Source organism: Aeromicrobium choanae (genome assembly GCF_900167475.1).
Taxonomy (GTDB): domain Bacteria; phylum Actinomycetota; class Actinomycetes; order Propionibacteriales; family Nocardioidaceae; genus Aeromicrobium; species Aeromicrobium choanae.
Genome location: NZ_LT796768.1, coordinates 1,633,224 through 1,658,561, shown reverse-complemented (window position 1 = coordinate 1,658,561; position 25,338 = coordinate 1,633,224). Strand labels below are relative to the sequence as shown.

The following is a 25,338-nucleotide window of genomic DNA, read 5'->3' as shown; positions in this document are numbered from 1 at the left end:
GAGGGTCCCAAAGAACTACGCAGGGGGGACCAAAGTGTCATGACGCATGCCACACGAGTCCCATGAGGCGATGTCCGAAGCACCCGCGCGCCTCGCGGCGTCGGGTTCAGGGCATCAGGGCGCCAGGCCCACGTACTTCGTCTCGAGGTACTCCTCGATGCCCTCGTCGCCGCCCTCGCGACCGAAGCCCGACGCCTTCATCCCGCCGAACGGCGCGGCCGGGTTGGAGACGACACCCTGGTTGATGCCGACCATGCCGGTCTCCAGGCCCTCGTACACCTTGATCGCGCGGGAGTAGCTCTGCGTGAACGCGTAGGCGACCAGCCCGTACTCGGTGTCGTTGGCCATCCGCAGCGCCTCGTCGTCGTCGGAGAACGTGAAGATCGGCGCGACCGGCCCGAAGATCTCCTCGCACCAGACGCGGGCCTCGCGGGGGACGCCGGTCAGGACGGTGGGCGGGTAGTGGTAGCCCGCACCGTCCGGGACCTCGCCACCGGTGAGCACCGTGGCGCCGTGCTGCTTCGCGTCGTCGACCAGCTCGGCCACCTTGTCGCGCTGCTTGGCCTCGACGAGCGGGCCCACCTCGGCCTGCTCCATCCGCTTCGCGAAGCGCGTGGCGAACTCCTCCGCGAGCGACTCGTGCACGATGAAGCGGTTCGCGGCGGTGCAGGCCTCGCCGATGTTGCGCATCTTGGCCAGCATCGCGCCGTCGACCGCCTTCTCCAGGTCGGCGTCCTCGAAGACCAGGAACGGGGCGTTGCCGCCGAGCTCCATCGAGACGCGCAGGACACCCTCGGCCGCCTGCTCGATGAGGGAGCGGCCCACCTCGGTGGAGCCGGTGAACGTCAGCTTGCGCAGCCGGGGGTCACGGATGATCGGCTCCATCACCTTGCCGGTGCTCTTCGTCGTGACGATGTTGAGGACCCCGTCGGGCAGGCCGGCCTCGGTGAGGATCTCGCCCAGGCTCAGCATCGTGAGCGGCGTCAGGGAGGCGGGCTTGACCACCATCGTGCAGCCGGCGGCGATCGCCGGGCCGATCTTGCGGGTGCCCATCGCCAGCGGGAAGTTCCACGGCGTGATCATCAGGCACGGGCCCACGGGCTGCTTCAGCGTGAGCAGCCGGGTGGCGCCGTTCGGGGCGACGGAGTGGCGGCCGGCGATCCGCACGGACTCCTCCGCGAACCAGCGGAAGAACTCGGCGCCGTAGGCGATCTCGGCCTTCGACTCGCTGACGGGCTTGCCCATCTCGGCGGTCATCTGCTCGGCCAGCTCGTCGGCGCGGTCGGTGATGATCTCGAAGGCGCGCCGCAGGATCTCCCCGCGGTCGCGGGGCGCGGTCCGCGCCCAGTCGGCCTGGGCGGCGACCGCAGCGTCGAGCGCCGCTCTCCCGTCGGCCACGGAGGCGTCGGCCACCGTGGCCAGGGTCTCCCCCGTCGCGGGGTTCTCGACCTCGAAGGTCGCGCCGCCCTCGGCGTCGCGCCACTGTCCTGCGATGAAGAGCTGATGGGCCATGCTCCTGACGCTACCGCGCCCGGAGCATCCCTTCGACCTGTCAGACTTCGGCCATGCACGACCGCCTGCGCGAGTGGATCCGGCTCACGCTGCCGGGCCTCATCGGCGCCTTCGCCTTCGCCCTGCTGTCCCTGACCCCGTCACTGCTCCCCCGGCCGGCCCTCTTCCAAGGACTGGTCACGGGCGTCACGGCGGCGATCGGGTACGGACTGGGCGTCGCCCTCGCCTGGGTCTGGCGCGCCTTCGCCGACCGCGAGGCGCGGCAGCCGGGCCGTCGACTGTGGGGCTGGACGATCGGCGTCGGGCTCGTCGCCCTGGGGATCGTCGACGTCCTCAGCGTGCGCCAGCAGGACCGGGTCCGCGAGCTCATGGGCATGGGGGACGCGAGCGCGTGGCGGCTGATCACCGTGCCGGTCGTGGCCGTGCTCGTGTTCGCCCTGCTCGTCGCGGCGGGCCGCGGACTGCGCCGTCTCGCGCGGTGGGTCTCGGCCCTCCTGGCCCGGCGGATCGGCGCGCAGGCGGCCCGCGCCACCGGCGTGGTCCTGGTGGCCGTGCTGACCTTCTTCACCCTGAGCGGCGTGGTCTACGACAACGCGATCGCCGCGGTGGACTCCTCCTTCGCGCTCGGGGACCAGCAGGTCTCGTCGACCCTCGAGCCGCCCACCAGCGCCCTGCGGTCGGGCAGCCCGGAATCGGAGCTGGCCTGGGAGGACCTGGGCCGGCAGGGGCGTCGCTTCGTGGCGCGTGGCCCGAGCGGTGAGGAGATCGCGGCGTTCACCGGCCGGCCGGCCCTCGACCCGATCCGCGCCTACGCCGGGACCGCCCATGCCGAGGACGTCGAGGAGCGGGCGCGCCTGGCCGTGGAGGACCTGGAGCGAGCCGGCGGCTTCGACCGAGCCAACCTCCTGGTGGCCGGGACGACGGGCTCGGGCTTCATCGAGCCGAGCGCGTCGAACTCGTTCGAGTACCTCACCGACGGCGACTCGGCGATCGTGTCGATGCAGTACTCCCACCTGCCGTCCTGGGTGTCGTTCCTGGTCGATCAACGGGCGGCGCGCCATGCCGGCCGTGCCCTCTTCGACGCCGTCTATGAGCGGTGGAGCACCCTGCCGGCCGACGAGCGGCCGCGGCTGTACCTCTTCGGCGAGAGCCTGGGGTCGTTCGCGCTCGAGACCGCCTTCAGCGGCGAGGCCGACCTGCGCAACCGGACCTCGGGCGGGCTCTTCGTCGGGCCCCCGGGGTTCAACGCGCTGTTCACCGAGTTCCGCGAGCAGCGCGATCCCGGCAGCCGCGAGATCGAGCCGATCTTCCGCGACGGGCGCACGGTGCGCTTCACGAACGACCCGTGGGGTCCGACCATCCCCCTCACCCGGCCGTGGGACGGGCCGCACCTGCTCTACCTGGTGCACGCCTCCGACCCGATCACCTGGTGGAGCCCCGACCTGATCTGGGACAAGCCCGACTGGCTCTCCGAACCGCGCGGCTCCGACGTCGCGAACGCGATGCGCTGGTACCCGATCGTCACGTTCTGGCAGACCTCGGCCGACATGGCGGTGGGGATGGCGGTCCCGTCGGGACACGGCCACGACTTCGTCGGCGAGCACGTGGCGGCCTGGGCCTCGGTGCTGCAGCCCGAGGGCTGGACCAGCGCCGACCTGCGGCGCCTCCAGCAGCAGATCGTCGACGCCGACGCGGAGAACGCCGGCGTCCCGCCGTCGCTGCGCGACTGATCGACGAACGCCCGAGGCCGGACCCGTCCAGTGGACGAGCCCGGCCCCGAGGCGTCAGCGTGACGGTGTCCGCTTCACCGCACGGACTTCACCTTGACCTTCTTCACCACGCGCGACGGGGCGTGGTCGACGCCGGCCGGCGTGAGCGTCACCGTGATGGTGGCCCGGCCCTTCAGCCCGCGCGGGAGCGCGGACCCAAGCGTGATCCGGCGTGCCGAGTTCCGGCCGACCTTCGCGGTGGTGCTCCAGCTCCGCTTGCCGGCCGTCACGCGGACCCGCACGGTTCCGGCCACCGAGCCACGGACCTGCACGACCGGCCGCTGGCCGGCCTTCAGGCTGGCACCGCCCACGCGCACGCTGGTGGCCTGGCGGCGAATCCGCACGGTGGTCGCGGCGGACGTGACCTCGTGGGACCCGGCCGTGGCGACGGCCCGGTACTGCCGGCGATCGTCGCGCACCTGGCGGAGCGTGAGCGTCTCCCCGGTCCGGCCCGTCAGGTCGACCCAGGAGCTGCCCGCGCGCTGCTGCCAGCGGTAGCGGACCGTGCCGTTGGAGGTGGCCTTCACCCGCAGGGTCAGGTCCTTCCCGGAGTTCACGGTGGTCGTCGCGGGCAGGTTCTTCGCGAAGACCGGCGCAGCGGTGTCGTCGACCAGGACCGTCTCGGTCGAGGTCACCGACTTGGTGCCGGCCGTCACGACCACGCGGTAGGCGGTGCCGAAGTCCTCGGCGATGACCCGGCCGAGCGTCAGCGTGGCGCCCGTGGCGTCCTCGACGTCGGACCAGTCGCCGCTCCCGGTCCGCGACTGCCACTGGTAGGACAGCTCGCGGTCGGCCTCGGCCTTCACCGAGAGTCGCACGCGGTCGCCGGGCAGGGCGACGGTCTCGGCCCCCAGGTCGGACGTGATCCGCGGAGCCTCGTTGAGATCCTCGAACTCCGGGGCCTCGACGCCGGCCTCGACGACCGCCTTCTGGCCGTGGTCGGTCTTGTGCACCGTGAACGAGTCCCACAGGTCGCCCACCTTGAACGCGTCGGCGGCGAGTCGCTCGCCGTCGCGGAAGAACTGCGGCGTCCCGGCGATCTCGGCGATGTAGGACTTGTACGTCAGGGTGTCCTCCGCGACCTCGACGACCTGGTAGGTCGTGATGTTGGCGGCCTTCTGCACCTGCGTGGCGCCGTTGTTCGTCCACACGTTGCGCTCGTCGGTCTCCAGCGCGTAGTGCTTGGCTCCGGAGTTGGACACGATGTAGACCGGACCGTCCGTCACGCCCTCGGTCGCGGTGGCGGTGGTGTCCTTGAACCCGCGGGCGTACGTGTGGTCGTGGCCCATCTGCACCAGGTCGACGTCGTGCTTCTCGAAGACCGGGACCCACTGCTCGCGCAGCACCGGCTCGTTGCGGCCCGCCGAGGTCGAGTAGACCGGCTGGTGGAACGTCACGACGTTCCACTTGCTGTCGCTCTCCTCCAGGACGTGGTCGAGCCAGGCCGCCTGGTACTGGATCCACAGGTTCGACCGGTTGTTGACCGGGCACTCCGCCGCCGCGCACGTCGGCAGGTTGTCCGGCGTCAGGAACGCGCTGTCGCGGGTGGCGTTGATCGTGATGAACCGCGTGTCCTGGTAGTCGGCGTAGTAGACGGTCTCGGCCGCGAAGTCCGACCAGTGGTCGAACAGCGCCCGGTACTGGCGCGCGACGTCGGTGTCACCGACGGCCAGGTCGGCCATCTTCCCGATCGTCGAGTCGTTCGGGTTGTTCTGCGGGTACTCGAAGTGCGCCTTCCACGCCGTCATCAGCTTGTCACCGGAGTACTCGTGGTTGCCGGGGGCGGCGAAGACGTTGGTGGTGGCCGCCGCCGCCTCCATGCCCTTGAACCAGTTCTGCCACTGGGTGTCGTTGCTGCTGGTGTCGATCAGGTCGCCGGCGTGCACCGACCCGATCGCCTCGGGTGCCTTCTCCAGCGCCGCGTCGACGACCTTCGGCCACGTGGTGTCCAGGCCGATCTGCGCGTCGCCGTAGTAGAGGTAGGAGAACTCCTTCTCGTCGTGGTCGGCGGTCTCGAAGGTCTTCCACGCGCTCCACGCGCCGCCGGACGACACCCGGTAGTCGTACTCCGTCGCGGGCCTGAGGCCGGTGATCGTCCCGGAGAAGTGCCCGAAGTCGTTGCTGACGGACTTCGGCTGCAGCGGTGCGCGCACCTGCTTGAGCGCCCCGCCGGCCGTCGGCCGGAACTGCACCCGACCGGTCGTGTCCTCGAGCGTGGCGCCCTGGAACGTCACGTTCTGGCTCGTGTACGGGTCCTCGGTCGGGGTCAGGATGATGCGCGACGGCTTGGCCGTGGCCTCCTCGACCGTGAGCGGCGTGAGCTCGGAGAGGTCGAACCAGATGTCCGAGCTGCTCGCGCGGTCGTTGTGCACCTCGACGGCGATCGTGTTGGCGCCGGCCACGAGGTGCTCGAGCGGCACCGTGAACTCCCCGGAGTCCAGGCTCGTCGACGAGCCGGAGGCGTAGCTCAGGCCCTCGGAGCCCGCCGGCACGTCGCCGCGGAAGACCTCGTGCCCGTTGACGTAGACGATCGCGCCGTCGTCGAACGCGAGCTTGCCGCGCAACTGGCCCAGGTCGGCCAGCTCGGCCGCCGTGATCTCGAAGCCGGCGCGGAAGAAGTAGGTGCGGACGCGGACGTCCTGACCGGGCGCGTTCATCTCCAGCTGGGTCGTGGCCCGCTGGCTGGCGCTGTAGTCCGGCGACTGCACCCCGTTGGCGATCTTGCCACCGAACGTGCCCTTGGCGGACTTCCAGCCCGCGTCGTCGAAGCCGGCCTTCGTCCAGGCCAGCGCATCAGCGTCGCCCGCCGAGGGGAACGTGTCGTTCTCCAGGTAGCGCCACGTGGTGTCGGCGGTCGAGATCACCGGACTCGCGGCCCGAGCCGCGGCAGCACCCTGCTGCGCGGCGGTGGGCTCGGCGTACGCCGTCAGCGGCGCGGTCATCCCCCACGTGAGGACCGCGGACACCGCGAGCCCCACGGCACCGACACCTCGTCGGGCCGGCATGCGAACTTGGAACACGATTGAACCTCTCACTGTGCGACCGGCACCGTGACCGGTGCCGGGGCGTGCCACCACGCCCTCCCTCGATCGAAGGGCAGCGCGGTGAACCCCACGTGAAGCCCCGGGCACCAGCCGGGGCCCGTGGTGAGAAGAGTCCGCTGGCGGCGTCAGCGCTCGCGGGGGTCGCGGAGCTCGCGGACGCGAGTGACGACGAACCAGCCGCAGACCACGAGGACGGCCAGGATCACGAGGCGCTGGAACCAGTCGGCCCAGGGCTCGATGACGTGCCAGTTCTCACCCAGCGTGTAGCCGGCGCCGACGAAGATCGAGTTCCAGATGAGGCTGCCGAGCGTCGTCAGCAGCAGGAAGATGCCGAAGGACATCCGCTCCACGCCGGCCGGGATCGAGATGAGGCTGCGGAAGATCGGCACCATCCGGCCGAAGAAGATCGCCTTCGTGCCGTGCTTGGCGAACCAGGCCTCGGTGACCTCGAGATCGCGGACCTTCAGCAGGGGCGTCCGCTCGAACACCCGCGCGGTGCGGTCGCGTCCGAAGAGGCGCCCGAGCCAGTACATGATGCAGGCGCCGATCACCGAGCCGGCGGTGGTGGCGAACAGCGCGCCGGCGAGCGAGAAGCGGCCCTGGCTCGCGGCCAGGCCCGCCATCGGCAGCACGATCTCGCTGGGGATCGGGGGGAAGAGGTTGTCCAGGCCGACCGCGAGGGCGGCCCCGAAGAGCCCCATCCGGTCCATCAGGTCGACCATGAAGCCCGCGAGCCCGTCGATCTCCTGGTCGGTCGCCTGAATCATCACCCGGCAGAGCATAACGAGCGGCGCTCAGCGTGTCGCCGTTCCGAGGCGCCGGGTACCGTCGCCGGGTGCACCCGTTCCGCCGACTCCTCGCCGCCGCCGGCGCCGTCGTCCTGCTGACGACGCTGCTGACCGCGTGCGAGGGCGAGGACTCCGGACCGGACGCCGAGACCGTCCGGGCCGCCGAGCCGACCGGGCTCTCCGCGGCGCCGGCCGGCGACGTCGTCGCCGCGTCGCGCTTCCTGCTCGCGTCCGCATCGGCCGTCGTGCTGGTGCCCGCCGAGGAGCCGCAGGCGGCCGTCGATCGCGCGCTCGACCTCGGTGTGCCGGCACTGCCGGACACCGACGCGGGGCGGGCCGAGGCGAAGCGGCTCGGCGCCCGCGTCCTGGCCGAGGACGACGAGGCCGGCGCCAAGGCTGAGCCGATCGAGCGCGCCGCCCGCGCCACGATCGCCGCCACCGGGAAGCCGTCCCCCGAGCTGCTCGCGATCGCCGACCTGGGCGACGCCGACCTCGTGCGCATCGCCACCGACCCGCGCCGCCACGCGCCCTCGGCGAAGCTGCTGCGCCGCGACCCCGACGGGCCCCTGCTCGCCCTCGGCGCCGACGACTACGCCGTGCGGGTCGTGCGGGCGAACGCCCAGACGGTCGGCGGTGGCTGGTTCGCCACCCGCGGCAAGCACCTGCTGGCGATGTACGGGCACCCCTCCGGGCCGGCGCTCGGCGTGCTCGGCGAGCAGGGCCCGAAGGCCTCGGTCGCCCGCGTCCGCCAGCTCGTGCGCAAGTACCGGAAGGTCGCGCCGGACGAGCACTTCGTCCCCGCCTTCGAGATCATCACGACCGTCGCGGCCGCGTCGAAGGGACCGCACGGCGACTACTCCGCCCGCACCGAGGTGTCCGACCTCGAGCCGCTCGTCGACGCGGCCGAGAAGGCAGGCGTCGTGGTGATCCTCGACCTCCAGCCGGGGCGCACGTCGTTCCTGTCCCAGGCCAAGGAGTACGAGTCGCTGCTGCGCCGCCCGCACGTCGGCCTGGCCCTCGACCCCGAGTGGCGGCTCGGGCCGAAGGGGAAGCCGCTGCAGCGCATCGGGCACGTCGGCGCGAGCGAGATCAACCGCACCTCGGCCTGGCTGGCCGCCCTCACGCGCAAGCACGCGCTGCCGCAGAAGGTCTTCGTGCTGCACCAGTTCCAGACCCAGATGATCCGCCACCGCGACCGGGTGCGCACCGACCATCCCGAGCTCTCCACCGTCATCCACGTCGACGGGCAGGGCAGCCCCGGCGCGAAGTTCGGCACGTGGGGCGTCATCCGCCAGGACGCCCCCGCGAACGTCGGCTGGGGCTGGAAGAACTTCGTCGACGAGGACGAGCCGATGCTCGACGTGGCCCAGACGTGGCGCCGCGTGCGCCCGCACCCGGAACTCATCACCTACCAGTGAGCGAGGCCTCGACCACCTAGGGTGACACCGGTGAGCGACTACTGGGCTGATCGTGGGGCAGCACTGGTCTGCTCCGGAGTGCAGCTGTCCTGCTACGTCGGGATCTTCATGTTCTATCCGAGCGACCTGGCGTGGGTGGTCGTGTGGTCCGTCGTCGCGGTCGTCACCGTCGTCTGCATCTTCCTGGTGCGCGTCACCCTGGCGAAGTTCGTGTACGCCCTGACGCTGCCGCCCGTGATCGCGGTGATCTGGGTCTGGCTCCAGTTCCTGAACGGGACCGCCACCGACTTCTTCGGGCTCTACATCTTCCAGGCGGGAATCCCGCTGTTCCTCTTCTCTCTCGCCGGCCTGGTGATCGCCCTCGCGGCGCCCGAGCCGCTCGACTAGCGAAGGCGCCGGACGCGGGAAGGCCGCGGACCCGGGGGTCTGTCACCCCGGATCCGCGGCCGCCTGGGACCCCGACGTCAGCGCACGCGCACCTTCACCGTCCGGTGGCTGCCCTCGACACCCGACTGCGGGACGTAGACGAAGCGCACCGCCGAGCGGCCCTTCTTCGCCACGCGCAGCCAGACCGTCGCCGTGCCGTTGCTGACCTTCACGTTCTTCTTGACGAGCCGGCCGCCGACGTAGACCCGGATCGTGCCCTTCGGGCTGACGCCCGAGGCCTTCACCGAGACCCGCGCCTTGAACGTCGCCTTCGCCTTGACCGAGCCGGGCACCTTGACGCCCGTCCGGCTGACGGCCTTCCGCGTCACCGAGATCGCCTTCGCGACGGCGGTGCCGTCCGCGTGGTCGGCCTTGGAGGCCGTCACCCGGGCGGAGATCGCGGCCCGGAAGTCGGCCGGCGCCAGGCGGTACGTCGAGCGCGTGGCCCCGGCGATCGCCTTGCCGTTGCGCAGCCACTGCACCCGCGTCGAGACGCCCTTCACCGACCACGTGCCGGGCGAGACCGCGAGCACCTTGCCGACCTGGGGGCTGCCCGAGACCTTCGGGGCCGTGACGGCGGTCGGTGCCGCGATCCGGTCGACGGCGACGGACGCGCCCTCGACCTCGACCGTGCGCGCCTCCCCGCCGGTGCCGACGAGCTTCAGGGACGGCACGGCGAGCGTCGCCGTGCCGGCCTTGCGTGCCGTGAAGGTCGCCGAGACGAGCGACACGTCGCCCTTCGCGGCGGGCGAGGTGCCGAGCTTGGTGTGCAGCACGACGAGGTCGTCACCCTGCACCGACGCGTACGTCGAGCCGGTCACGTCGGTCGACGCGCTGTCGGCCTCGTAGGACAGGACGGCCGGGTCGAAGTCCAGGGCGAGCTCGTAGGCGAACACGTCCTGCACGTTCTCGGCCGCCACCGTGACGGTGACCTCGTCGCCGACGGCCACGCTCGAGTCCGAGGTCGTCACCGCGAACGTGGGCTCGTCGGCCTGCGCGGGCGTCATCGCCAGCGCACCGCCCAGCAGGGCCACCGAGATCGCCCCGACCGCGCCGCGCCGCATCGTCTTCTTCGTCATCTGTCGTCCTCGGATCGTCTGGTCGCGGTTCACGGTGCCTCCTGCGCGAGCGGGCCGTACAGCGCCGGCGTGGTGCGGTGGCCTGTGGCCTGCTCGTAGTCGTAGGCCAGGCCGAGCAGCGGTCCTTCGTCGAACTGGCGACCCAGGAACTCCAGGTTCATGCCCGCCGAGGGGTCCGCGGCGTCAGCGCCCATCGGCACCGTCACGGCCGGCATCCCGGTGTTCGGGCTGAGCCGCATGTTGGTGCTGTAGGTGCCGTACTGCGTGCCGGAGGGGTAGACCACCGCGTCGATGTCCTGCGCGTCGAGCAGCGCCGTCACCTGCGTGTGACCCAGCGCCAGCTGTGTCGTGTGCGAGCCGTTCGGCCCGGCCCACTGCTGGTAGGTGTCCTCGGTGATGTTGTTCCGCTGGACGTACGTGGAGCGGTAGGCGGGGGCGAACTTGCCGCTGTCGATGATGCCCTGCAGCGTGTTCGCCCCGACCTCGGGCGACAGGTGCGCCGCCATGTACTCCGCGAGGTCGTGCTTGAACTCGTTCGTGCTGCCGCTGCCCTCGTTGAGCACGCGGGTGAACGCGGTGCCCTCCTCGGCGGTCAGCTGCACCGGGACGACCGTGGCGCCCTGGGCCTGGAGGTCGGCCTTGGCCTGCTCGAAGCGTCGCGCCGCGGCGGCCTGTCCGGCGTTCGAGGCGGTCAGCGACGGGACCATCTGCGGGAAGTAGCCGATCCTCTTGCCCTCGAGGGCGTTCGGGTCGAGGTACTTCGTGTACGAGTTCGGCACCTTGCCGACCTGACGCTGCGTGACCGTGTCGTTCTCGTCGACGCCGACCACGGCGTCCATCGCGATCGCGGCGTCGGAGACCGAGCGCGCCATCGGGCCGCCGGTGTCCTGCGAGAGCGCCAGCGGCACGATGCCGTCGCGCGAGGCCAGGCCCACGGTGGGCCGGACGCCGACGAGCTGGTTGTAGCTCGACGGCACCCGGATCGAGCCGCCGGTGTCGGAGCCGAAGCCGAGCGCGGCGAGGTTCGCCGAGATCGAGGCGCCGGTGCCGCCGGACGAGCCGCCGGCGGTCTTCGACGTGGCGTAGGGGCTCGCGACCAGCGTGCTGCGCTGCGTCGTGGTGTCGCCGTTCACGGTGACGCCCTGGAACGCGGAGAACTGCGAGCTGAAGCCGTAGGCGAACTCGTCGAGGCTGGCCTTCGCCAGCACGACGGCGCCCTGGGCGCGCAGGCCCTCGACCATCTCGGCGTCGTCCTGCGTCTGGTTCTCCTCCCAGCACGCGCAGCCCGCGGTGGTGGGCATGCCCTTCGTGTCGTAGTTGTCCTTCAGCGCCACGGGGATGCCGAGCAGCACGCTCGTCATGCCGTTCTCGGCGCGCTCGGCGTCGGCCGCGGCGGCCAGCTCGAGCGCCTCGGGGTTCGTCGAGATGATCGACTTCAGCGGCCGTCCGTTCGCGGCCGGGTCGACCTTCGCGTTGTCGTAGGCCTCGATGCGGTCGAGGTACGTCCGGGTGAGCTCGACCGAGGTCAGCACACCGGCGTTCATCGCGGCCTGCATGTCCAGGACCGACGCCTCGACGAGCTCGAACTCGCCGTCGTCGTAGATCATCGCCTGGGCGAGGCGGGCCACGTCGGTGACCGTGATGGTGTCGTCGCCGTCGTGATCGGCGGCGGACACGGCCGCCCAGCCGTCGTCGGCCGACGTGGTGCCCACGCGGCCGACGAGCAGGTCGACGTCCTCCTGCGTGACGGCGTCGTCGCCAGTGAGGTCGGCGGCGGTGAATCGGGGAGCGAGGTACGAACCGGCGTCGGTCGTCCCCTCGGCGCTGGTGGCCGGAGTGCCGGCGGCGATCAGGGCCGCCCCGGTCATGCAGGCCAGTGACAGGGCTACCCCTGCTCGGATGGGTGTGCGTCTCACCATGTTCCTCTCGACGTGGGATCTCCCCGACGTCGTCACGCTAGGAACGTGATGTTGCGCAGGTGTTTCGTGTGGGTGTGGGGACCGAGAACTGCGGGTCGCCTGCGTTACGAGTGGTGTCGCGTCAGTCGGTGAGCGCTCGCGAGGACTGCCAGGCCGTCTGCACCACGAGCAGCACGATGGCCGCGATCGCGACCACGAGCGCCATCGTCGACTCACCCGCGACCGTCGCGATGATGCCGATCAGCGCCCACACCACGGCGGCCGCGTAGCCCGGGCTCCGCGGCAGCTGCGTGTTCACCGCGAGGGCGAAGACGGCGGCCACCACGAGCAGCGCGATCTGCCAGCCGTGGTCGTCGGGCTCGGCGAGGTCGAGCTCGAGCACACCCGTGCCGAGGTTGAGGAAGACCGCCGCGCTGACCCAGCCGGCGTAGATGCCCGAGGTCGCACGGGCGAGCGAGGTGGTCCACGCGGGATCGACCGGGCGGGCGTGCGCCGCGAGCCGGGCCGCGTCGATGGCGACCGCGGTCATGAACGCCAGCACGAGGAACGTCGCCCAGCTGATGGCGGCCGCCGACACGGCGATCCAGACGGTCGCGCCGACGTAGAGCAGGATCAGGTCGACCACGAACCGTCGCTTCCCGACCCCGTCCCCGCGCCACAGGGTGACGATCGCGTGGGCCAGGGCGAGTCCGTAGATCAGGCTCCAGATCGCGAACGCCCAGCCGGCCGGGGTGATGAGCAGCGAGTCGCTGTCGTCGCCGGGCTGGGAGACGTCGGCGAGGGTCTGGACGACCGGGGCGACGATCTGAGCGATCGCCGCCGCGAGCAGGGCCCAGCCGAGCCGACGATCGGTGTGCACGTCGGTGGAGGTCATGCGTCCACGCTAGGTGCGGCGCCGAGGCCTCGCACGGTGGCGGCGCGAGCGGATCAACGCGTCGGGAAGAGCACGTCGGCCACCTCGCGCGGCGCGAACCGCTCGTCGAAGTCGCGCTCGTTCGGCTCCCAGACCTCGGTCCACACCCGGTCGTGGTCGTTGCCGTCGTCGCGGTCGCGGGCGATCCCGCGCTGGGTCGCGGTCCACAGGTCGATCTCACACCACACCGCCAGGTCGAGCAGCGGCAGCGTCGTGGGGTGGAACAGGCCCACGAGGTCGATCACGAGCACGTCGGCGCGCGGCACCGGCTCGGGCTCGGTGAGGCGTCCGCGGTCCCAGTCGTAGCGCTGGAACTCCCCGGCGACCTCGTCTCGGAACGGACGGAGCACGTCGGCGACGAGCCGATCGCGCTCGACGCCGTCCCAGTCCGCCGAGCGCCGGTGCACCCGCACCGGGTCGAGGAAGTCGTCACCGCGCAGGCGCACGGCGTCGGGCAGGGCGGCGACGAGGCGACGGGCGAGCGTGGACTTGCCCGATCCGCCGAACCCCGAGATGCCCACGACGGTCGGGCGGCCGAGCTCGCGTCGGCGGGCGGTGACGACCTGGACCAGCTCGTCGAGATTGCTCATCGTCGTCCCACCCTCGCCCGGCCGGCAAGGAGTCGCAACACCGCGGACCCGCATCGCTGGTCATCGTGGGGCCTGCGGCCTACGGTCGGGGGCATGACCGACGACGTGGCTCTGCGCTACACCCGCACCTACCCGCTCGAGGTGGCCGAGGCATTCGAGCGGCTGCTCGAGCTCGACCTCACGGCACTGTTCGACCGCCGGTACGCCGCGATCCCGCGGATTGCGGCGGTCCGCGACCAGGAGGGCCCGTGGCGCTCGCCCGGCCAGACCCGCACCATCGTCCTGGCGGACGGCGGCACGATGCGCGAGGAGCTGACGGCGGTCGAGAGCCCCACGCGGTTCACCTACCGGATCTCCGGCATCACCGGGCCGATGAAGCACCTGATCGCGTCGCTCGACGGGGCCTGGACGTTCGAGCCGGCGGGCACCGGCGTCCGCATCGGCTGGACTTGGACGGTGCGCCCGGCCGGGCGCCTCGGCCGCGTCGCGATGCCGGTCTTCGGCCGGATGTGGCGCGGCAACGCACGGCAGGCCTTCGACAACATCGAGCGTCATCTGGTGCGCTGACCGCGAAACCCAGGCACGCATCGACCGGGGCGCGCGAGGCGCGTCCCGGTCGATGCGTCCCCCCGAGTAGGTCCCTCCCGATGGGGCAGGGCCGACGCCATGCGGGCCAGCCCGGTCCCTGTTCCATCCTGAGGGCACGCCGGCGGCCGCGGAACCCCCGGAAGCGGGGGGTCACTCCTCGTCGAGGACGTCCCCCGGGGCGAGCCCGACCGCGCGCTCGATGTCGCCCGGACTGGTGTGCTGCAGGTAGTCGCGCAGCTTGCGGCAGGCCACCCGGTAGTGCTCCCGGGCGGTGTCCTCGGTGATGTAGAGGGTGGCGGCGATGTCGGCCCAGTGCCGGCCGCGGGCGCGGCCCGAGATGACCTCGCGCTGGCGGGTGCTGAGGTCGAGCCGCGCGCCGCGGCGGTCGAGCAGCTCGGTCAGGCCGACGAGCGACTGGGTGACGACGACGCGATCGCTGCGGACGTCCTCGACCGCCTGCATCGTGACGTGGGGCGGGTCGGCCTTGTGGACCACGCCGAGCGCACCCGCGCGCAGGCACAGCGCGAGCACGATCGGGCGACGCTCGTCGGTGTAGAGGCACACCCGCAGCCCGCGCTCGCGCAGGGCGCGGATCGCGGCCCGGCCCTGCTTCGTGGTGGCGGACGAGCCCTGCGGGCCGCGCAGCAGCAGGTCGAGGACGACGACGTCGCAGTGGACCGGGGCGGCCTCGAAGTCCTCGACGCTGGCGTAGGTCGCCACGACGTCGAGTCCGGGGTGCACGGTGGCGAATCCGCCGCGGATCACGGTGCTGTCGTCGATCACGACCACGCGTGTGCGTCGCTCGGTCATGCGCCCACCTCCGCCACCGGCCCCGTGATGGTCACCGAGGTCCCGTGGCCCGGCGCCGACCTGATGTCCACCGTCACCCCGACGTCGCGCAGCGCCTGGCCGACCTGGGTGTCGAGGCCGAAGCCGAGCGGCTGGTTCTCCTGGTCGAAGCCCACCCCGTCGTCGGAGACGACGACCTCCCACGTGGTGTCGTCGGTGTCGGCGTGCACCACCACCTGGTGGGCCTGGGCGTGCAGGCGCACGTTGTGCAGCACGGTGGTCACCGCCCGGCCGACGGCCGTCCACACCGCGTCGCCGAGCTCCACGTGGGCGCCGAGCGCGACGGCCGGCTCGATCGGCAGGTCCTCGAAGCCCTCGAGCGCCGTCGCCAGCATGGTGCCGACCGTGCGGGCGGCGGAGTCGACCCGCGGCGGCTCGGCGCCGAGGTAGGTGCGCAGGCGCTGGGCCTCACGGTCGGCCTGGAGCCGCAGCCCGGGCAGCACCTCGGCGGGCGTGTCCTCGTCGGACAGCAGCCGCAGGATGCTCGAGGCGTCGTGGACCGTGAGCTGGTACCGCTCCAGCTCGAGGGCGCGTGTCGCGGCGACGGCGTCCTCGCGGGACTGGTCGGCGTCCACCGCGAGGCCGCGCAGGTAGTGGGTCAGCAGCGCGACGACGAGGGCGTAGCCGGGGATCGTGAGCGCGTTGCTGAGGCTGGTCTCCCACGACGTGGTGTTCGCCGTGAGGGTCCAGGCCAGGTACCAGCCGCCGAGCGCCACGCCGTGGACCATCGCCACCCCGGGCGGCAGCCACGCGGCCGCCAGGGCTCCGACGTTGACGGCGAAGCCCGAGGCCCACGCCTCCCACGTGCCCACGACGAACGGGTCGGGCAGCAGCAGGTTCATCGCGGGAACGGCCAGCCACGCCAGCAGGAGGTCGGGCACGTGCCACGCTCCGCGGAGCACCGAGCCCGTGACCAGGCACTGCACGATCAGCAGCAGGGAGACGGCGACGACGGAGAGCGTCAGGGCCCAGTACGCACCGCGATGTTCGGCCACACCGGCGCCGGAGGCCGCGGCGAGCAGGATCTGCACCAGCACGACAGCACGCATCGTGGGGGCGACCAGGGCGATACCGCGCTCGGCGCGACGCGCGGACGATCGCGACGACGCCCGGCTGAGGGCCTCGGATCGACTGTCCACGCCTGACATCGTCGCAGACCTCGGGGACACCGGCCCAGCGCCGCCGTCGCACCCGTAGCCTGATCCGGTGCGCCTCACGTCCCTGCACCGCTACCCCCTGAAGTCCGCCCGGGTCGAGGACCTCGCGGCGGCCGAGGTCGAGCCCTGGGGACTCGTCGGCGACCGCCGCTGGATGGTGGTGGACGAGGCGGGCCACTTCATCTCCGCGCGCGAGTCGCACCGCCTCCTGACCGTGCACCCGCGGCTCACGGACGACGGCCTGCACCTCAGCGCGCCCGGTGCCGCGCCGTTCGAGGTCGCCCGTCCCGACCCGGCGCGCCAGGTGCCGGTCCGGTTGTGGAAGTCCGAGTTCACCGCGGCCGAGGCCACCGACGCGTCCGCCTGGCTGAGCGAGCTGCTGGGCGGGGCGGTGCGCCTGGTCCACCTCGACGACCCCACGCGCCGGGCGATCACCGGATTCGCCCAGCCCGAGGACCGCGTCAGCCTCGCCGACGGCTACCCGCTGCTCGTCGCGACCGAGGCGTCGCTCGCCGCCCTCAACGTGTCGATCGAGGAGGGCGGCGGCGATCCGGTCCCGATGTCGCGGATGCGGCCGAACCTCGTCGTCGACGGCGACCTGCCGTGGGCCGAGGACGACTGGCGCCTGCTGCGGGTCGGCGACGCGACGTTCCGTGCGGTCAAGGGGTGTGCGCGCTGCGTCATCACCACGCTGGAGGCCGACCACGCCTCGGGCGCCGTGGCCGGCGGCAAGGAGCCGCTGCGCACCCTCGCCCGCACGCGGCGCTTCGGCAGGAAGGCGTGGTTCGCGGTGAACCTCATCCCCGAGACGCCCGGCGCCACCGTGCGCGTCGGCGACGAGGTCGAGGTGCTCGAGTCCGTGCCCGCCGGCGGCGGCCCGCTCGGCGCCTGACCGCCCCCTTCGAAGACCGCCGAGTCAGGAGCCCATCAGGTGGTCCACCCAGCGCGGGACGACCTCGGTGGCCGGGCCCTCGTACGTGGTGTGGAAGTCGCTGTTCGGGGTGGGGACGAGGTTGAGCTCCACCGTGGTGGCGCCGGCCGCGTGCGCGTAGTCGACGAACCCGGCCGCGGGATAGACCACCCCGGACGTGCCGATCGCGGCGAACACGTCCACCTCGGTCAGCGCCTCGTGGATCTCGTCCATGCCGTGCGGGTACTCGCCGAACCACACGATGTCGGGCCGCAGCGCGCGACGCCGGTTGCAGGACGGGCAGCGCGGCTCGTCGGCCAGCGTGCCCTCCCACTCGTGCCGGGCCTCGCACCGCTGGCAGCGCACCCGGCGCAGCTCGCCGTGCATGTGCAGGACGCGGCGCGACCCGCCGCGCTCGTGCAGGTCGTCGACGTTCTGCGTGACCAGCAGGAGGTCGTCGCCGAGCGCCTCCTCGAGCCGGGCGAGGGCCGCGTGCGCGGCGTTGGGCCGGACGCGGGCGAGCGACGCTCGACGCTCGTCGTAGAAGCGCTGGACGAGCCTGCGGTCGCGCCGGAACGCGTGCGGCGTGGCCACGTCCTCGGGCCGGTGCCCCTCCCAGAGGCCGTCGGCGTCGCGGAACGTCGCCAGGCCACTCTCGGCGGAGATGCCGGCGCCGGTCAGGACGACGACCTTCACGCCACGCTCCCCCGCAGGGCGTCGCCGATCTCGCGCACGGCGGTGCGCGGCCCCGCGACCGACCAGACGAGCCCGTGGGCGTCGATGCGCTCGGCGGCACCACCGAGGCCGGCCACGAGCGCGGTGCCGGGCAGCCAGTCCCAGTCGGGGGTGCTGTGCTGGAACCAGCAGCCGAGCCGGCCGGTGGCCACCCCGACGAGGTCCATCGAGCCCGACCCGAGCATCCGGATCGTGGCGGGCAGCGCGGCCGCGCGCACCCACGCGTCGAAGCCGGCGCCGCTGCCGATGAAGCCGGGATGGGCGTAGGTCGCCGCCCCCAGGCCGGCGAGCGGCGCGTCGGCGATCGGGGCCATCGGCTCCCCGTTGCGGGTCGTGTGCAGGCCCGGACCACCCACCAGCACGGTGCCGGAGGCGTGGTGCGCGACGGCGCCCAGCAGCACGTCGTCACCCTCGGCCAGCGCGATCGCCGAGCACCAGTAGTCGGACCCGGTGGCGAAGTTGTAGGTCCCGTCGACCGGGTCGATCACCCAGCGCCGGCCCGACGTGCCGTCGCGCGAGGTGCCCTCCTCGCCCAGCAGCCCGTCGGCGGGGCGCTCGCGGTCGAGGCGCTCCACCACGAGGGCCTCGGCGGCGAGGTCGGCCTCGGTCACGACGTCGGACACGTTGGTCTTGGCGCGGGTGCCGAGGTCGCCGGTGGCGCGAATGCCGGCGGCGAGGGCCGCGGCCTCCACGACGAGGTCTCGGGCGAGGTTCGCGTCGGCGGGGGTCACGGTCACGCCTCCACCGTAGGAGGTGCCGCGCAGCCGCCGGCTCAGAGGTCGACGACCGGCTGGCGCAGGATCGTCCGGAGCCTCTCGGGGGCGGCCCGGCGCGGGTCGCTGAGGTAGATCTCGTGGTGCGTACCGCTGCGCCGCAGGCCCTGGGCGGGGATGAACTCGTCGTGCATCTGCTCCAGCACCGGGCCCTCGGCGTCGTACGGACCGACGTGCAGCGTCTGGACGCAGCGGCCCTCGTCGAGCGTCTCCACGCGCAGTGCGTCGAGCCGCGGTGCAGCCCCCTTGCGGGCCACGGTGACCCGCGCCCGCTCGACGTGGGCGTCCTCGACCCAGTCGGGGACCAGGCTCAGCACCGTCCAGCTCCAGCGCGACTTGTCGCGCGCGGTGGTGAACGCGGCCATGTCGTCGGCCCACCACAGCGCCTCCAGTGGCGGCACCACGTAGTCGCGATCGAGCTCCTGCTTGCTGAGGAACTTCAGCGCGTACGCCACGGGATACAGGGTCGTGAGCGCGTCCTCGTACTCACCGGCCTCGTTGGGATCACCGTGCCCGTCGATCATCAGGTACCGCATCGGCGGGACGGTCACGACCTCGAACGCGCCACGCGGTGCCGTGTACGTGGTGATCTGCCTCTTGAGGTCGACCTTCACCCGTCCTCCTGCGACACGAGTCCCGACGCCATCAGCGCCGTCTGGAAGACGTAGCGGTTCCAGGGATCGCGCGGATCGCGTCCGGTCACGGTCGCGATGCGGCCCAGCCGGTAGCGGATCGTCTGCGGGTGCACGTGCAGGTGGGCCGCGGCGGGGGCGGCGCCACCCGACTGCAGCACCGCGTCGAGCGTGCGCAACGCCTCGGCGTCGTCCGCGAGGCGCCCGAGCACGATCCGGGCGGCGCGAACGGGATCGGCGTCGGGGTGCCCCGACGCCAGCGCGACCACCTCGAGGTCGCCTGCGCCCAGGAGCGGGCCGGCCCAGGCGAAGCCCGGTGCGTGACCGACCGCGTGCAGCGCCAGCCGGTGGGCCCGCGGGGCGGTGCGCGGCGTGACGCCGCCGTGGTGCGCGGCCCGGAGCCCCAGTCGCGACAGCTGCTCGGCCAGCGCCGCCGGGTCGGCGTGGGCCAGCAGCACCACCCCGACGCCGTCCATCACGGTGTGGATCGAGGTGATGAGAGGCCCCTCGTCCGACTCGCGCACTCCCGCGACGGCCGCGGCCGCCTGGACCGGGTCGTCGCACGCACCGATGACCACGAGGTCGAAGGACGTGGGCAGTTCGGCCTCGAGCTCGCGCAGTCGCGCCGTGAGGGTTCCGGCGTGGCTCTGGCGCCCGAGCAGCAGGTCGGTCAGCAGCTGGCGCAGCGAGCTCTCGCGGTCGGAGCCGAGGACGCGCCCGGTGGACTCGTATCCGTCGTAGATCGCGTCGGACAGCTCGTCCAGCGCGGCGAACCAGACCCGCACGAGCGAGGTGACGTCATCGACCGACACGTCCTCGCGGAAGCGCCCGGCGACCTCGTCGAGGAACGTGGTCGCTGCCACCCGGTAGGCACGGAGCACCGCCGAGAGGGGGCGGCCGTCGCGGGCACGGACGGCCCCGACGCCACGGAACAGCCGGATGTCGTCCTCGGTGAGCGCGCCGTCCTGCGCCCACAGGTCGAGCACGCGGTGCAGGGTCCACACGATGATCGAGCGGACCTCCTGCAGTTGGCGCTCGTCGAGGGACGCATAGGCGGGGATCTCGCGCGCGAGCGAGGCCAGGAAGGTCTCGACGAGGGTGGTCTCGCCCTCGGTGAGCCGGGCGCTGATCGCGCGGCGGCGGTCCACGGTCTCCGGCACGGCGAACTCCTCGCTCCTGTTGACAACACTTCTTGTCACTGAGGCACAAAGGTACTGGTGCCGGCGCCCGCCGTGCGTCACCGTGACGACATGTCCTTCACCCCCGATGTCATCGTCGTCGGCGCCGGTCTCGCCGGCCTGGTCGCCACCCACGAGCTCGCCCAGGCGGGCAAGCGCGTGCTGGTCCTCGACCAGGAGAACCGCAAGAACCTCGGCGGGCAGGCCTTCTGGTCGCTCGGCGGCCTGTTCTTCGTCGACAGCCCCGAGCAGCGGCGCACCGGCATCAAGGACTCCGCCGAGCTGGCCACGCAGGACTGGCTCGGTTCCGCGGGCTTCGACCGGCTCGACGACGAGGACGTGTGGGGACGCCGCTGGGCCGAGGCGTACGTCGCCTGGGCCGCCGGCGGCAAGCGCGACTACCTGCGGGCCCTGGGCCACCGCGTCATGCCGATGGTCGGCTGGGCCGAGCGCGGCGACGGCTCGGCCACAGGGCACGGCAACTCGGTGCCGCGCTTCCACATCACGTGGGGCACCGGACCGCGCCTGGTCGAGACCTTCGCCGATCCCGTGCTGAAGGCCGAGACCGGAGGACTCGTGCAATTCGCGTTCCGCCACCAGGTGGACGAGCTGCTGACCGAGGACGGCGCGGTCGTCGGCGTCCGCGGCTCCGTGCTGGCGCCCGACGACTCGGACCGCGGCGTGAAGTCGTCGCGTGACGTCGTGAGCGAGTTCGAGCACCGCGCCGCCGCCGTGGTCGTCACCTCCGGCGGCATCGGCCACAACCACGCGCTCATGCGCGCGAACTGGCCCACCGAGCGAATCGGCCCGGCGCCCGAGCACCTCATCTCCGGTGTCCCGGCCCACGTCGACGGCCGCATGCTCGAGATCTCCGAGCGGGCGGGCGGCCGCATCGTGAACCGCGACCGGCTCTGGGCCTACACCGAGGGCATCACCAACTGGGACCCGATCTGGCCCGACCACGGCATCCGCATCCTGCCCGGCCCGTCGTCGATGTGGTTCGACGCCAACGGCCGCCGGCTCAGCGGCATGTCGGGTGTCCCGGGCGCCGACACCAACGGCGCGATGAAGCAGATCCTCGCCACGGGTCACGACTACTCGTGGTTCGTGCTCACGCAGTCGATCATCGAGAAGGAGTTCGCCCTCTCGGGCTCGGAGCAGAACCCCGACATCACCGGCCGCGACATCCGTGTCCTGCTCAAGAGCCGGCTCGCGAAGGGCGCGCCCGGCCCCGTCGAGCGGTTCAAGGAGCACGGCGTCGACTTCGTCGTGGCCTCGTCGCTGGACGACCTGGTGACGGGGATGAACGAGATCGCTCGCGGGCCCGAGCTCGACCCGACGATCCTGGAGCGCCAGATCGTCGCCCGTGACCGGGAGTTCGACAACGCGTTCACCAAGGACGTGCAGGTGATGGCGATCCACAACGCGCGCCGCTCGCGGATGGACAAGATCGTGCGTGTCGCCAAGCCGCACCGGATCCTCGATCCCACGCACGGCCCGCTCATCGCCGTGCGGCTCAACGTGCTGTCGCGCAAGACCCTCGGCGGCCTGCAGACGAACCTCGACTCGCAGGTGATCGGCGCCGACGGCACCCCCGTCCCGGGCCTGTACGCCGCGGGCGAGGTGGCCGGCTTCGGCGGCGGCGGCGTGCACGGCTACAACGCACTCGAGGGCACGTTCCTCGGCGGCTGCATCTTCTCCGGCCGGGCGGCCGGCCTGGCGCTCGCGCGGGACTGAGGTCCGCGCTCCCCTCGACCAGATGTGTGGCGGTATCCACCGAATCCGGCGGTTTGCGGTGACGAGAGGGGTGGATGCCGCTGCACATCTCGGGCCGCGACCCCGGCGGCATTTCGTGGCACCCTGAAGGAGAAGTCTCTCCCAGCTGCACCGGGAGGTGGTGCTCATGCTCCGAGGACGTCGCCCACGCCTCGGCCTGCTGGCGGGACTGGCCCTGCTGCTGTCCGCTGGCCTGCTGTCCGTCGGCCTGCTGCCCGCGGTCGCGGACGAGCCGCGCCTTTCGAGCATCCCGGCCGCCGAGCTCGACGTGGCGCCCGGGACCGAGGCCTGCTTCCCGGGCCACCGTCGCGGGGAGACGCAGGTGCTGACGTGCGAGTACGGGAGCAAGGGACCCCGCATCCTGGCGATCGGCGACTCCCACCTGCGCGCCTTCTCCCCGGCTCTGCGGCGGCTGGCCGAGGAGGGGAGGATCCGCGTCACGCTGGTCATCCGCTCGCGTTGCGGGTGGTCGTCGCGGGTGGTCGAGAACGACACGCGGTGGATCCGCGACGACTGCCAGACCTGGCGCCAGAACGTGGCGCGGTACATCCGCGAGCAGGACGACGTCCGCGCGATCGTCACCCACCATCGCGCCTCGACCATGGCCGGCCGCACCTCCCAGCGAGGACCTGACACGCTGAAGGCGTGGCGCATCGCCCTGGAGCGGGGGATCCCGGTGATCGCCCTCTCCGGCGCCGCCAACTGGCCCTTCTCCGGACCCACGCCGACCCGGTGCCTGCGCGAGAACCGGGCGCCGTCGCAGTGGGACACCTGCTCGGCGAGCGTCCGCAAGGTGATGAAGTTCGACTGGACCGTGCCCGCGGTGGTGCTGGCGCGGCGGGCGTACGGCCCGGCCGCGGCGCACCGGATCGACCTGCGCGACGTCTACTGCCCGCAGCGGCGGTGCCGCGCGGTGACGCCCTCGGGCCAGATCATGTACCGCGACCACCAGCACCTCACGGCGGCCTACTCCCGGTCGCTCGCGCCGCTGCTGGAGCGGCGCCTGCGCGAGACGGGAGTCGTGTTCGCCGGCTCGAAGGCGTCCCGCTCGAAGTGGGCGGCGAGGGCCGTCGCGCGCTGTGCGGAGCTGCACCCGCTGCCCGCCCCCATGGTGTGCTCGTCGCACCACGGCCCGCGTCCCGGCGTGGCACCCTGAGACCGGGGAGGTGCCATGCGCGCTCGGATCGTCGTCGTCCTCGGCCTCGCGGCGCTGGTGCTCGGCGCCCTGCCCGCGACCGCGCAGGACGCGCCCCGGCTCTCGAGCATCCCGGCCGCCGAGCGTGACGTCGCGCCCGGGACCCGCGCGTGCTTCTCGGGCTCGGAGTCCGGCGCGACGAAGGCGCTCACCTGCCACTACGGCCGCAAGGGCCCGAGGCTGCTGGTGATCGGCGACTCGCACATGCGGGCCCTGTCCCCCGCGTTCCGGCGCCTGGCCGACGCGGGCAAGATCCGGGTCACCCTCATCATCCGGTCGCGTTGCGGGTGGTCGTCGCGGCCGATCAAGAACCTCAAGGCCTGGGTCCGTGAGGACTGCCAGACGTGGCGCGCGAACGTCACCCGCTACATCCGGCGCCAGAAGGACGTGCGCGCGATCGTGACGAACCATCGCGCCTCCACGATGCCCGGCACCCGGGCCCAGCGTGGACCGGACACCCTGAAGTCGTGGCGCGTCGCGCTGAACCGGCGGATCCCGGTGGTGGCGGTCTCGGACTCGCCCAACTGGGTGCTCTCCCGCCCCTCGCCGACCCAGTGCCTGCGCACGAACTCCGCCCCCCGCACGTGGCGGAGGTGCTCGGCCGCCGTCGGCGAGGTCATGTGGTTCGACTGGACGGTGCCGACGGTGAAGCTCGCGCGGAAGAAGTACGGAGCACGCTCGGCATTCCGCATCTCCATGAAGGAGACGTACTGCCCGAAGCGCCGGTGCCGCGTGGTCACGCCGCGGGGCCAGATCATGTACCGCGACCACCAGCACCTGACCGCCACCTACACGCGCTCGCTCGCGCCCCTCATGGAGCGGCGCCTGCGAGGCCTCGGGATCCTGCCGTAGCGGCGAAGTGGATCAGAGGAAGAGCTGTCCGACGACGGCGGCGGCGATGACCGCCACCCACACGGGCACGCGACTCCACCACTGGGAGGCGAACACGGCCACGGCGATCGCCAGCGTCCCGAGCGAGATGATGCCCTGCGTGATCACCGGGTCGTAGAGGGCGGCGGCGAGGATCCCGACCACGGCCGCGTTGACGCCCATCACCACCCGGCGCGCCGAGGGCGCCTGGCGCAGCCGGTCCCAGAACGGCAGCACGCCCACCACCAGCAGGCCCGCCGGGAGGAACACCGCCACGAGGGCGATCGACGCGCCGAGCACACCGCTCGGCCCGGACTCCATGCTGGCGCCGAGGTAGGCCGAGAAGGTGAACAGCGGCCCGGGCACCGCCTGCGCCGCACCGTAGCCGGCGAGGAAGGTGTCGGCGTCCAGCAGCCCGGCCTGCACGGTCTGCGTCTCCAGCAGCGGCAGGACGACGTGTCCGCCGCCGAACACCAGCGCACCCGTGCGGTAGAAGATGTCGGCCAGCCGCAGGGTCGGGTCGTCCGTGAAGGCCACGAGGACCGGCAGTGCGACGAGCAGCACCGTGAACACCGTCAGCGCGGCGATCCCGCCGCGGTGCGAGACCCGCGCGAGGTCGCGCACCGTCTCGGGTCGCTCCGCCCGCAGCCAGAGCCAGCCGATCAGCCCGCCCAGCACGATGACGCCCACCTGCGCCACGGGGCTCGCCACGACGAGCAGCACCGCCGCACCGAGGGCGGCGATGACGATCCGCTTGAGGTCGGGCGTCAGCGTGCGCGCCATCTGGATCACCGCCTGCGCGACGACCGCGACCGCCGCCGCCTTCACCCCGTGCAGCCAGCCCGCGCCGGAGACGTCACCGGACGCGGCGACGCCGTACGCGAACGCCACCAGGATGATCGCGGACGGCATCGTGAACGCGAACCACGCCGCCAGCAGCCCCCCGACGCCGGCGCGACGCAGGCCGATCACCATGCCGACCTGACTTGAGCCCGGGCCGGGGAGGAACTGGCACAGCGCGACGAGGTCCGCGTACGCCGCGTCGGTCATCCAGCGGCGGCGCTCGACGAACGCCTCGCGGAAGTACGCCAGGTGCGCGACCGGCCCGCCGAACGAGGTGAGCCCCAGGCGCAGGAACACCCAGAACACCTCGGCGACCGTGCCCTCGCGCGCCGTCCCCGATCCGGTCATCGCGACCATCATGACCTGCCACCGTG

22 protein-coding genes are annotated in these 25,338 nt (G+C 72.4%); 8 read left to right on the top strand and 14 right to left on the bottom strand.

Features of this window, described 5'->3' with window-relative positions; translation table 11 throughout:
* Positions 1-114: 114 nt before the first annotated feature.
* The gene (locus B5D60_RS08120) at positions 115-1,512 is read right to left on the bottom strand and encodes an NAD-dependent succinate-semialdehyde dehydrogenase (protein WP_078699685.1); all 1,398 of its coding nucleotides are present in this window, start codon (positions 1,510-1,512) and stop codon (positions 115-117) included.
* A gap of 53 nt (positions 1,513-1,565) precedes the next feature.
* Here B5D60_RS08120 and B5D60_RS08115 point away from each other — a divergent pair, with 53 nt between their 5' ends.
* A complete protein-coding gene (locus B5D60_RS08115) occupies positions 1,566-3,242 on the top strand; it encodes an alpha/beta hydrolase (RefSeq protein ID WP_078699684.1) in 1,677 nt (558 codons plus the stop codon).
* 74 nt (positions 3,243-3,316) lie between these two features.
* Here B5D60_RS08115 and B5D60_RS08110 read toward each other — a convergent pair whose 3' ends face one another.
* Both B5D60_RS08110 and B5D60_RS08105 read right to left on the bottom strand, forming a co-directional pair.
* The gene (locus B5D60_RS08110) at positions 3,317-6,301 is read right to left on the bottom strand and encodes a purple acid phosphatase family protein (RefSeq protein WP_172806297.1); all 2,985 of its coding nucleotides are present in this window, start codon (positions 6,299-6,301) and stop codon (positions 3,317-3,319) included.
* A 149-nt stretch (positions 6,302-6,450) separates the two neighbouring features.
* On the bottom strand, positions 6,451-7,092 hold the full coding sequence (locus B5D60_RS08105; RefSeq protein ID WP_231949036.1) for a DedA family protein: 642 nt from the start codon (positions 7,090-7,092) through the stop codon (positions 6,451-6,453).
* A gap of 68 nt (positions 7,093-7,160) precedes the next feature.
* Here B5D60_RS08105 and B5D60_RS08100 point away from each other — a divergent pair, with 68 nt between their 5' ends.
* Positions 7,161-8,531 (top strand): hypothetical protein, encoded by a 1,371-nt coding sequence (locus tag B5D60_RS08100; protein WP_153302925.1) that lies wholly within the window; start codon positions 7,161-7,163, stop codon positions 8,529-8,531.
* A gap of 30 nt (positions 8,532-8,561) precedes the next feature.
* Positions 8,562-8,918 carry a hypothetical protein gene (locus B5D60_RS08095; RefSeq protein WP_153302924.1) on the top strand — a complete coding sequence of 119 codons (357 nt, stop codon included), beginning with the start codon at positions 8,562-8,564 and terminating at the stop codon, positions 8,916-8,918.
* A gap of 77 nt (positions 8,919-8,995) precedes the next feature.
* On the opposite strand, the gene B5D60_RS08090 is transcribed toward B5D60_RS08095, so the two are convergent.
* The 4 genes from B5D60_RS08090 to B5D60_RS08075 all read right to left on the bottom strand — a co-directional run bounded on the left by B5D60_RS08090 (position 8,996) and on the right by B5D60_RS08075 (position 13,458).
* On the bottom strand, positions 8,996-10,069 hold the full coding sequence (locus B5D60_RS08090) for a cohesin domain-containing protein (protein WP_078699679.1): 1,074 nt from the start codon (positions 10,067-10,069) through the stop codon (positions 8,996-8,998).
* A complete protein-coding gene (locus tag B5D60_RS08085) occupies positions 10,066-11,904 on the bottom strand; it encodes an amidase family protein (RefSeq protein ID WP_197684428.1) in 1,839 nt (612 codons plus the stop codon). Before B5D60_RS08085 ends, B5D60_RS08090 begins: the two co-directional genes overlap by 4 nt.
* A gap of 172 nt (positions 11,905-12,076) precedes the next feature.
* Positions 12,077-12,829, bottom strand: a complete 753-nt coding sequence (locus B5D60_RS08080) for a hypothetical protein (protein ID WP_078699677.1) — start codon at positions 12,827-12,829, stop codon at positions 12,077-12,079.
* A gap of 53 nt (positions 12,830-12,882) precedes the next feature.
* Positions 12,883-13,458: a uridine kinase family protein gene (locus B5D60_RS08075; protein ID WP_078699676.1), complete on the bottom strand. Its 576-nt coding sequence runs from the start codon at positions 13,456-13,458 to the stop codon at positions 12,883-12,885.
* Between the two features lie 93 nt (positions 13,459-13,551).
* On the opposite strand from B5D60_RS08075, the gene B5D60_RS08070 reads away from it, so the two are divergent.
* Positions 13,552-14,025 (top strand): SRPBCC family protein, encoded by a 474-nt coding sequence (locus B5D60_RS08070; RefSeq protein WP_078699675.1) that lies wholly within the window; start codon positions 13,552-13,554, stop codon positions 14,023-14,025.
* A 171-nt stretch (positions 14,026-14,196) separates the two neighbouring features.
* On the opposite strand, the gene B5D60_RS08065 is transcribed toward B5D60_RS08070, so the two are convergent.
* Both B5D60_RS08065 and B5D60_RS08060 read right to left on the bottom strand, forming a co-directional pair.
* On the bottom strand, positions 14,197-14,856 hold the full coding sequence (locus B5D60_RS08065; RefSeq protein ID WP_078699674.1) for a helix-turn-helix domain-containing protein: 660 nt from the start codon (positions 14,854-14,856) through the stop codon (positions 14,197-14,199).
* Positions 14,853-16,034, bottom strand: coding sequence for a sensor histidine kinase (locus B5D60_RS08060; RefSeq protein WP_078699673.1), 1,182 nt, complete (start codon positions 16,032-16,034; stop codon positions 14,853-14,855). The genes B5D60_RS08065 and B5D60_RS08060 overlap by 4 nt, the downstream gene beginning before the upstream one ends.
* A gap of 67 nt (positions 16,035-16,101) precedes the next feature.
* Here B5D60_RS08060 and B5D60_RS08055 point away from each other — a divergent pair, with 67 nt between their 5' ends.
* Positions 16,102-16,944: an MOSC domain-containing protein gene (locus tag B5D60_RS08055; RefSeq protein ID WP_078699672.1), complete on the top strand. Its 843-nt coding sequence runs from the start codon at positions 16,102-16,104 to the stop codon at positions 16,942-16,944.
* A 24-nt stretch (positions 16,945-16,968) separates the two neighbouring features.
* On the opposite strand, the gene B5D60_RS08050 is transcribed toward B5D60_RS08055, so the two are convergent.
* The 4 genes from B5D60_RS08050 to B5D60_RS08035 are packed head-to-tail and all read right to left on the bottom strand — an operon-like array spanning position 16,969 to position 20,262.
* On the bottom strand, positions 16,969-17,658 hold the full coding sequence (locus B5D60_RS08050) for an NAD-dependent deacylase (protein WP_078699671.1): 690 nt from the start codon (positions 17,656-17,658) through the stop codon (positions 16,969-16,971).
* Entirely contained in the window at positions 17,655-18,434 is a 780-nt protein-coding gene (locus tag B5D60_RS08045) for an inositol monophosphatase family protein (RefSeq protein WP_078699670.1), read from the bottom strand. Before B5D60_RS08045 ends, B5D60_RS08050 begins: the two co-directional genes overlap by 4 nt.
* 35 nt (positions 18,435-18,469) lie before the next feature.
* Positions 18,470-19,084, bottom strand: a complete 615-nt coding sequence (locus tag B5D60_RS08040) for a GyrI-like domain-containing protein (protein ID WP_078699669.1) — start codon at positions 19,082-19,084, stop codon at positions 18,470-18,472.
* Positions 19,081-20,262, bottom strand: coding sequence for a PucR family transcriptional regulator (locus B5D60_RS08035; protein ID WP_078699668.1), 1,182 nt, complete (start codon positions 20,260-20,262; stop codon positions 19,081-19,083). The genes B5D60_RS08040 and B5D60_RS08035 overlap by 4 nt, the downstream gene beginning before the upstream one ends.
* A gap of 90 nt (positions 20,263-20,352) precedes the next feature.
* Between B5D60_RS08035 and B5D60_RS08030 the strand changes: the two genes are divergently transcribed.
* From B5D60_RS08030 to B5D60_RS08020, 3 genes are all read left to right on the top strand, one after another.
* Positions 20,353-22,017, top strand: coding sequence for an FAD-binding dehydrogenase (locus tag B5D60_RS08030; RefSeq protein WP_078701341.1), 1,665 nt, complete (start codon positions 20,353-20,355; stop codon positions 22,015-22,017).
* A 166-nt stretch (positions 22,018-22,183) separates the two neighbouring features.
* Positions 22,184-23,212 carry an SGNH hydrolase domain-containing protein gene (locus tag B5D60_RS08025; RefSeq protein ID WP_153302922.1) on the top strand — a complete coding sequence of 343 codons (1,029 nt, stop codon included), beginning with the start codon at positions 22,184-22,186 and terminating at the stop codon, positions 23,210-23,212.
* Positions 23,213-23,227: 15 nt separating this feature from the next.
* On the top strand, positions 23,228-24,103 hold the full coding sequence (locus B5D60_RS08020) for an SGNH hydrolase domain-containing protein (RefSeq protein ID WP_078699666.1): 876 nt from the start codon (positions 23,228-23,230) through the stop codon (positions 24,101-24,103).
* A gap of 12 nt (positions 24,104-24,115) precedes the next feature.
* Here the strand turns inward: B5D60_RS08020 and chrA are convergent, their stop codons facing one another.
* On the bottom strand, positions 24,116-25,312 hold the full coding sequence (chrA, locus tag B5D60_RS08015; RefSeq protein ID WP_153303114.1) for a chromate efflux transporter: 1,197 nt from the start codon (positions 25,310-25,312) through the stop codon (positions 24,116-24,118).
* Positions 25,313-25,338: the final 26 nt, after the last annotated feature.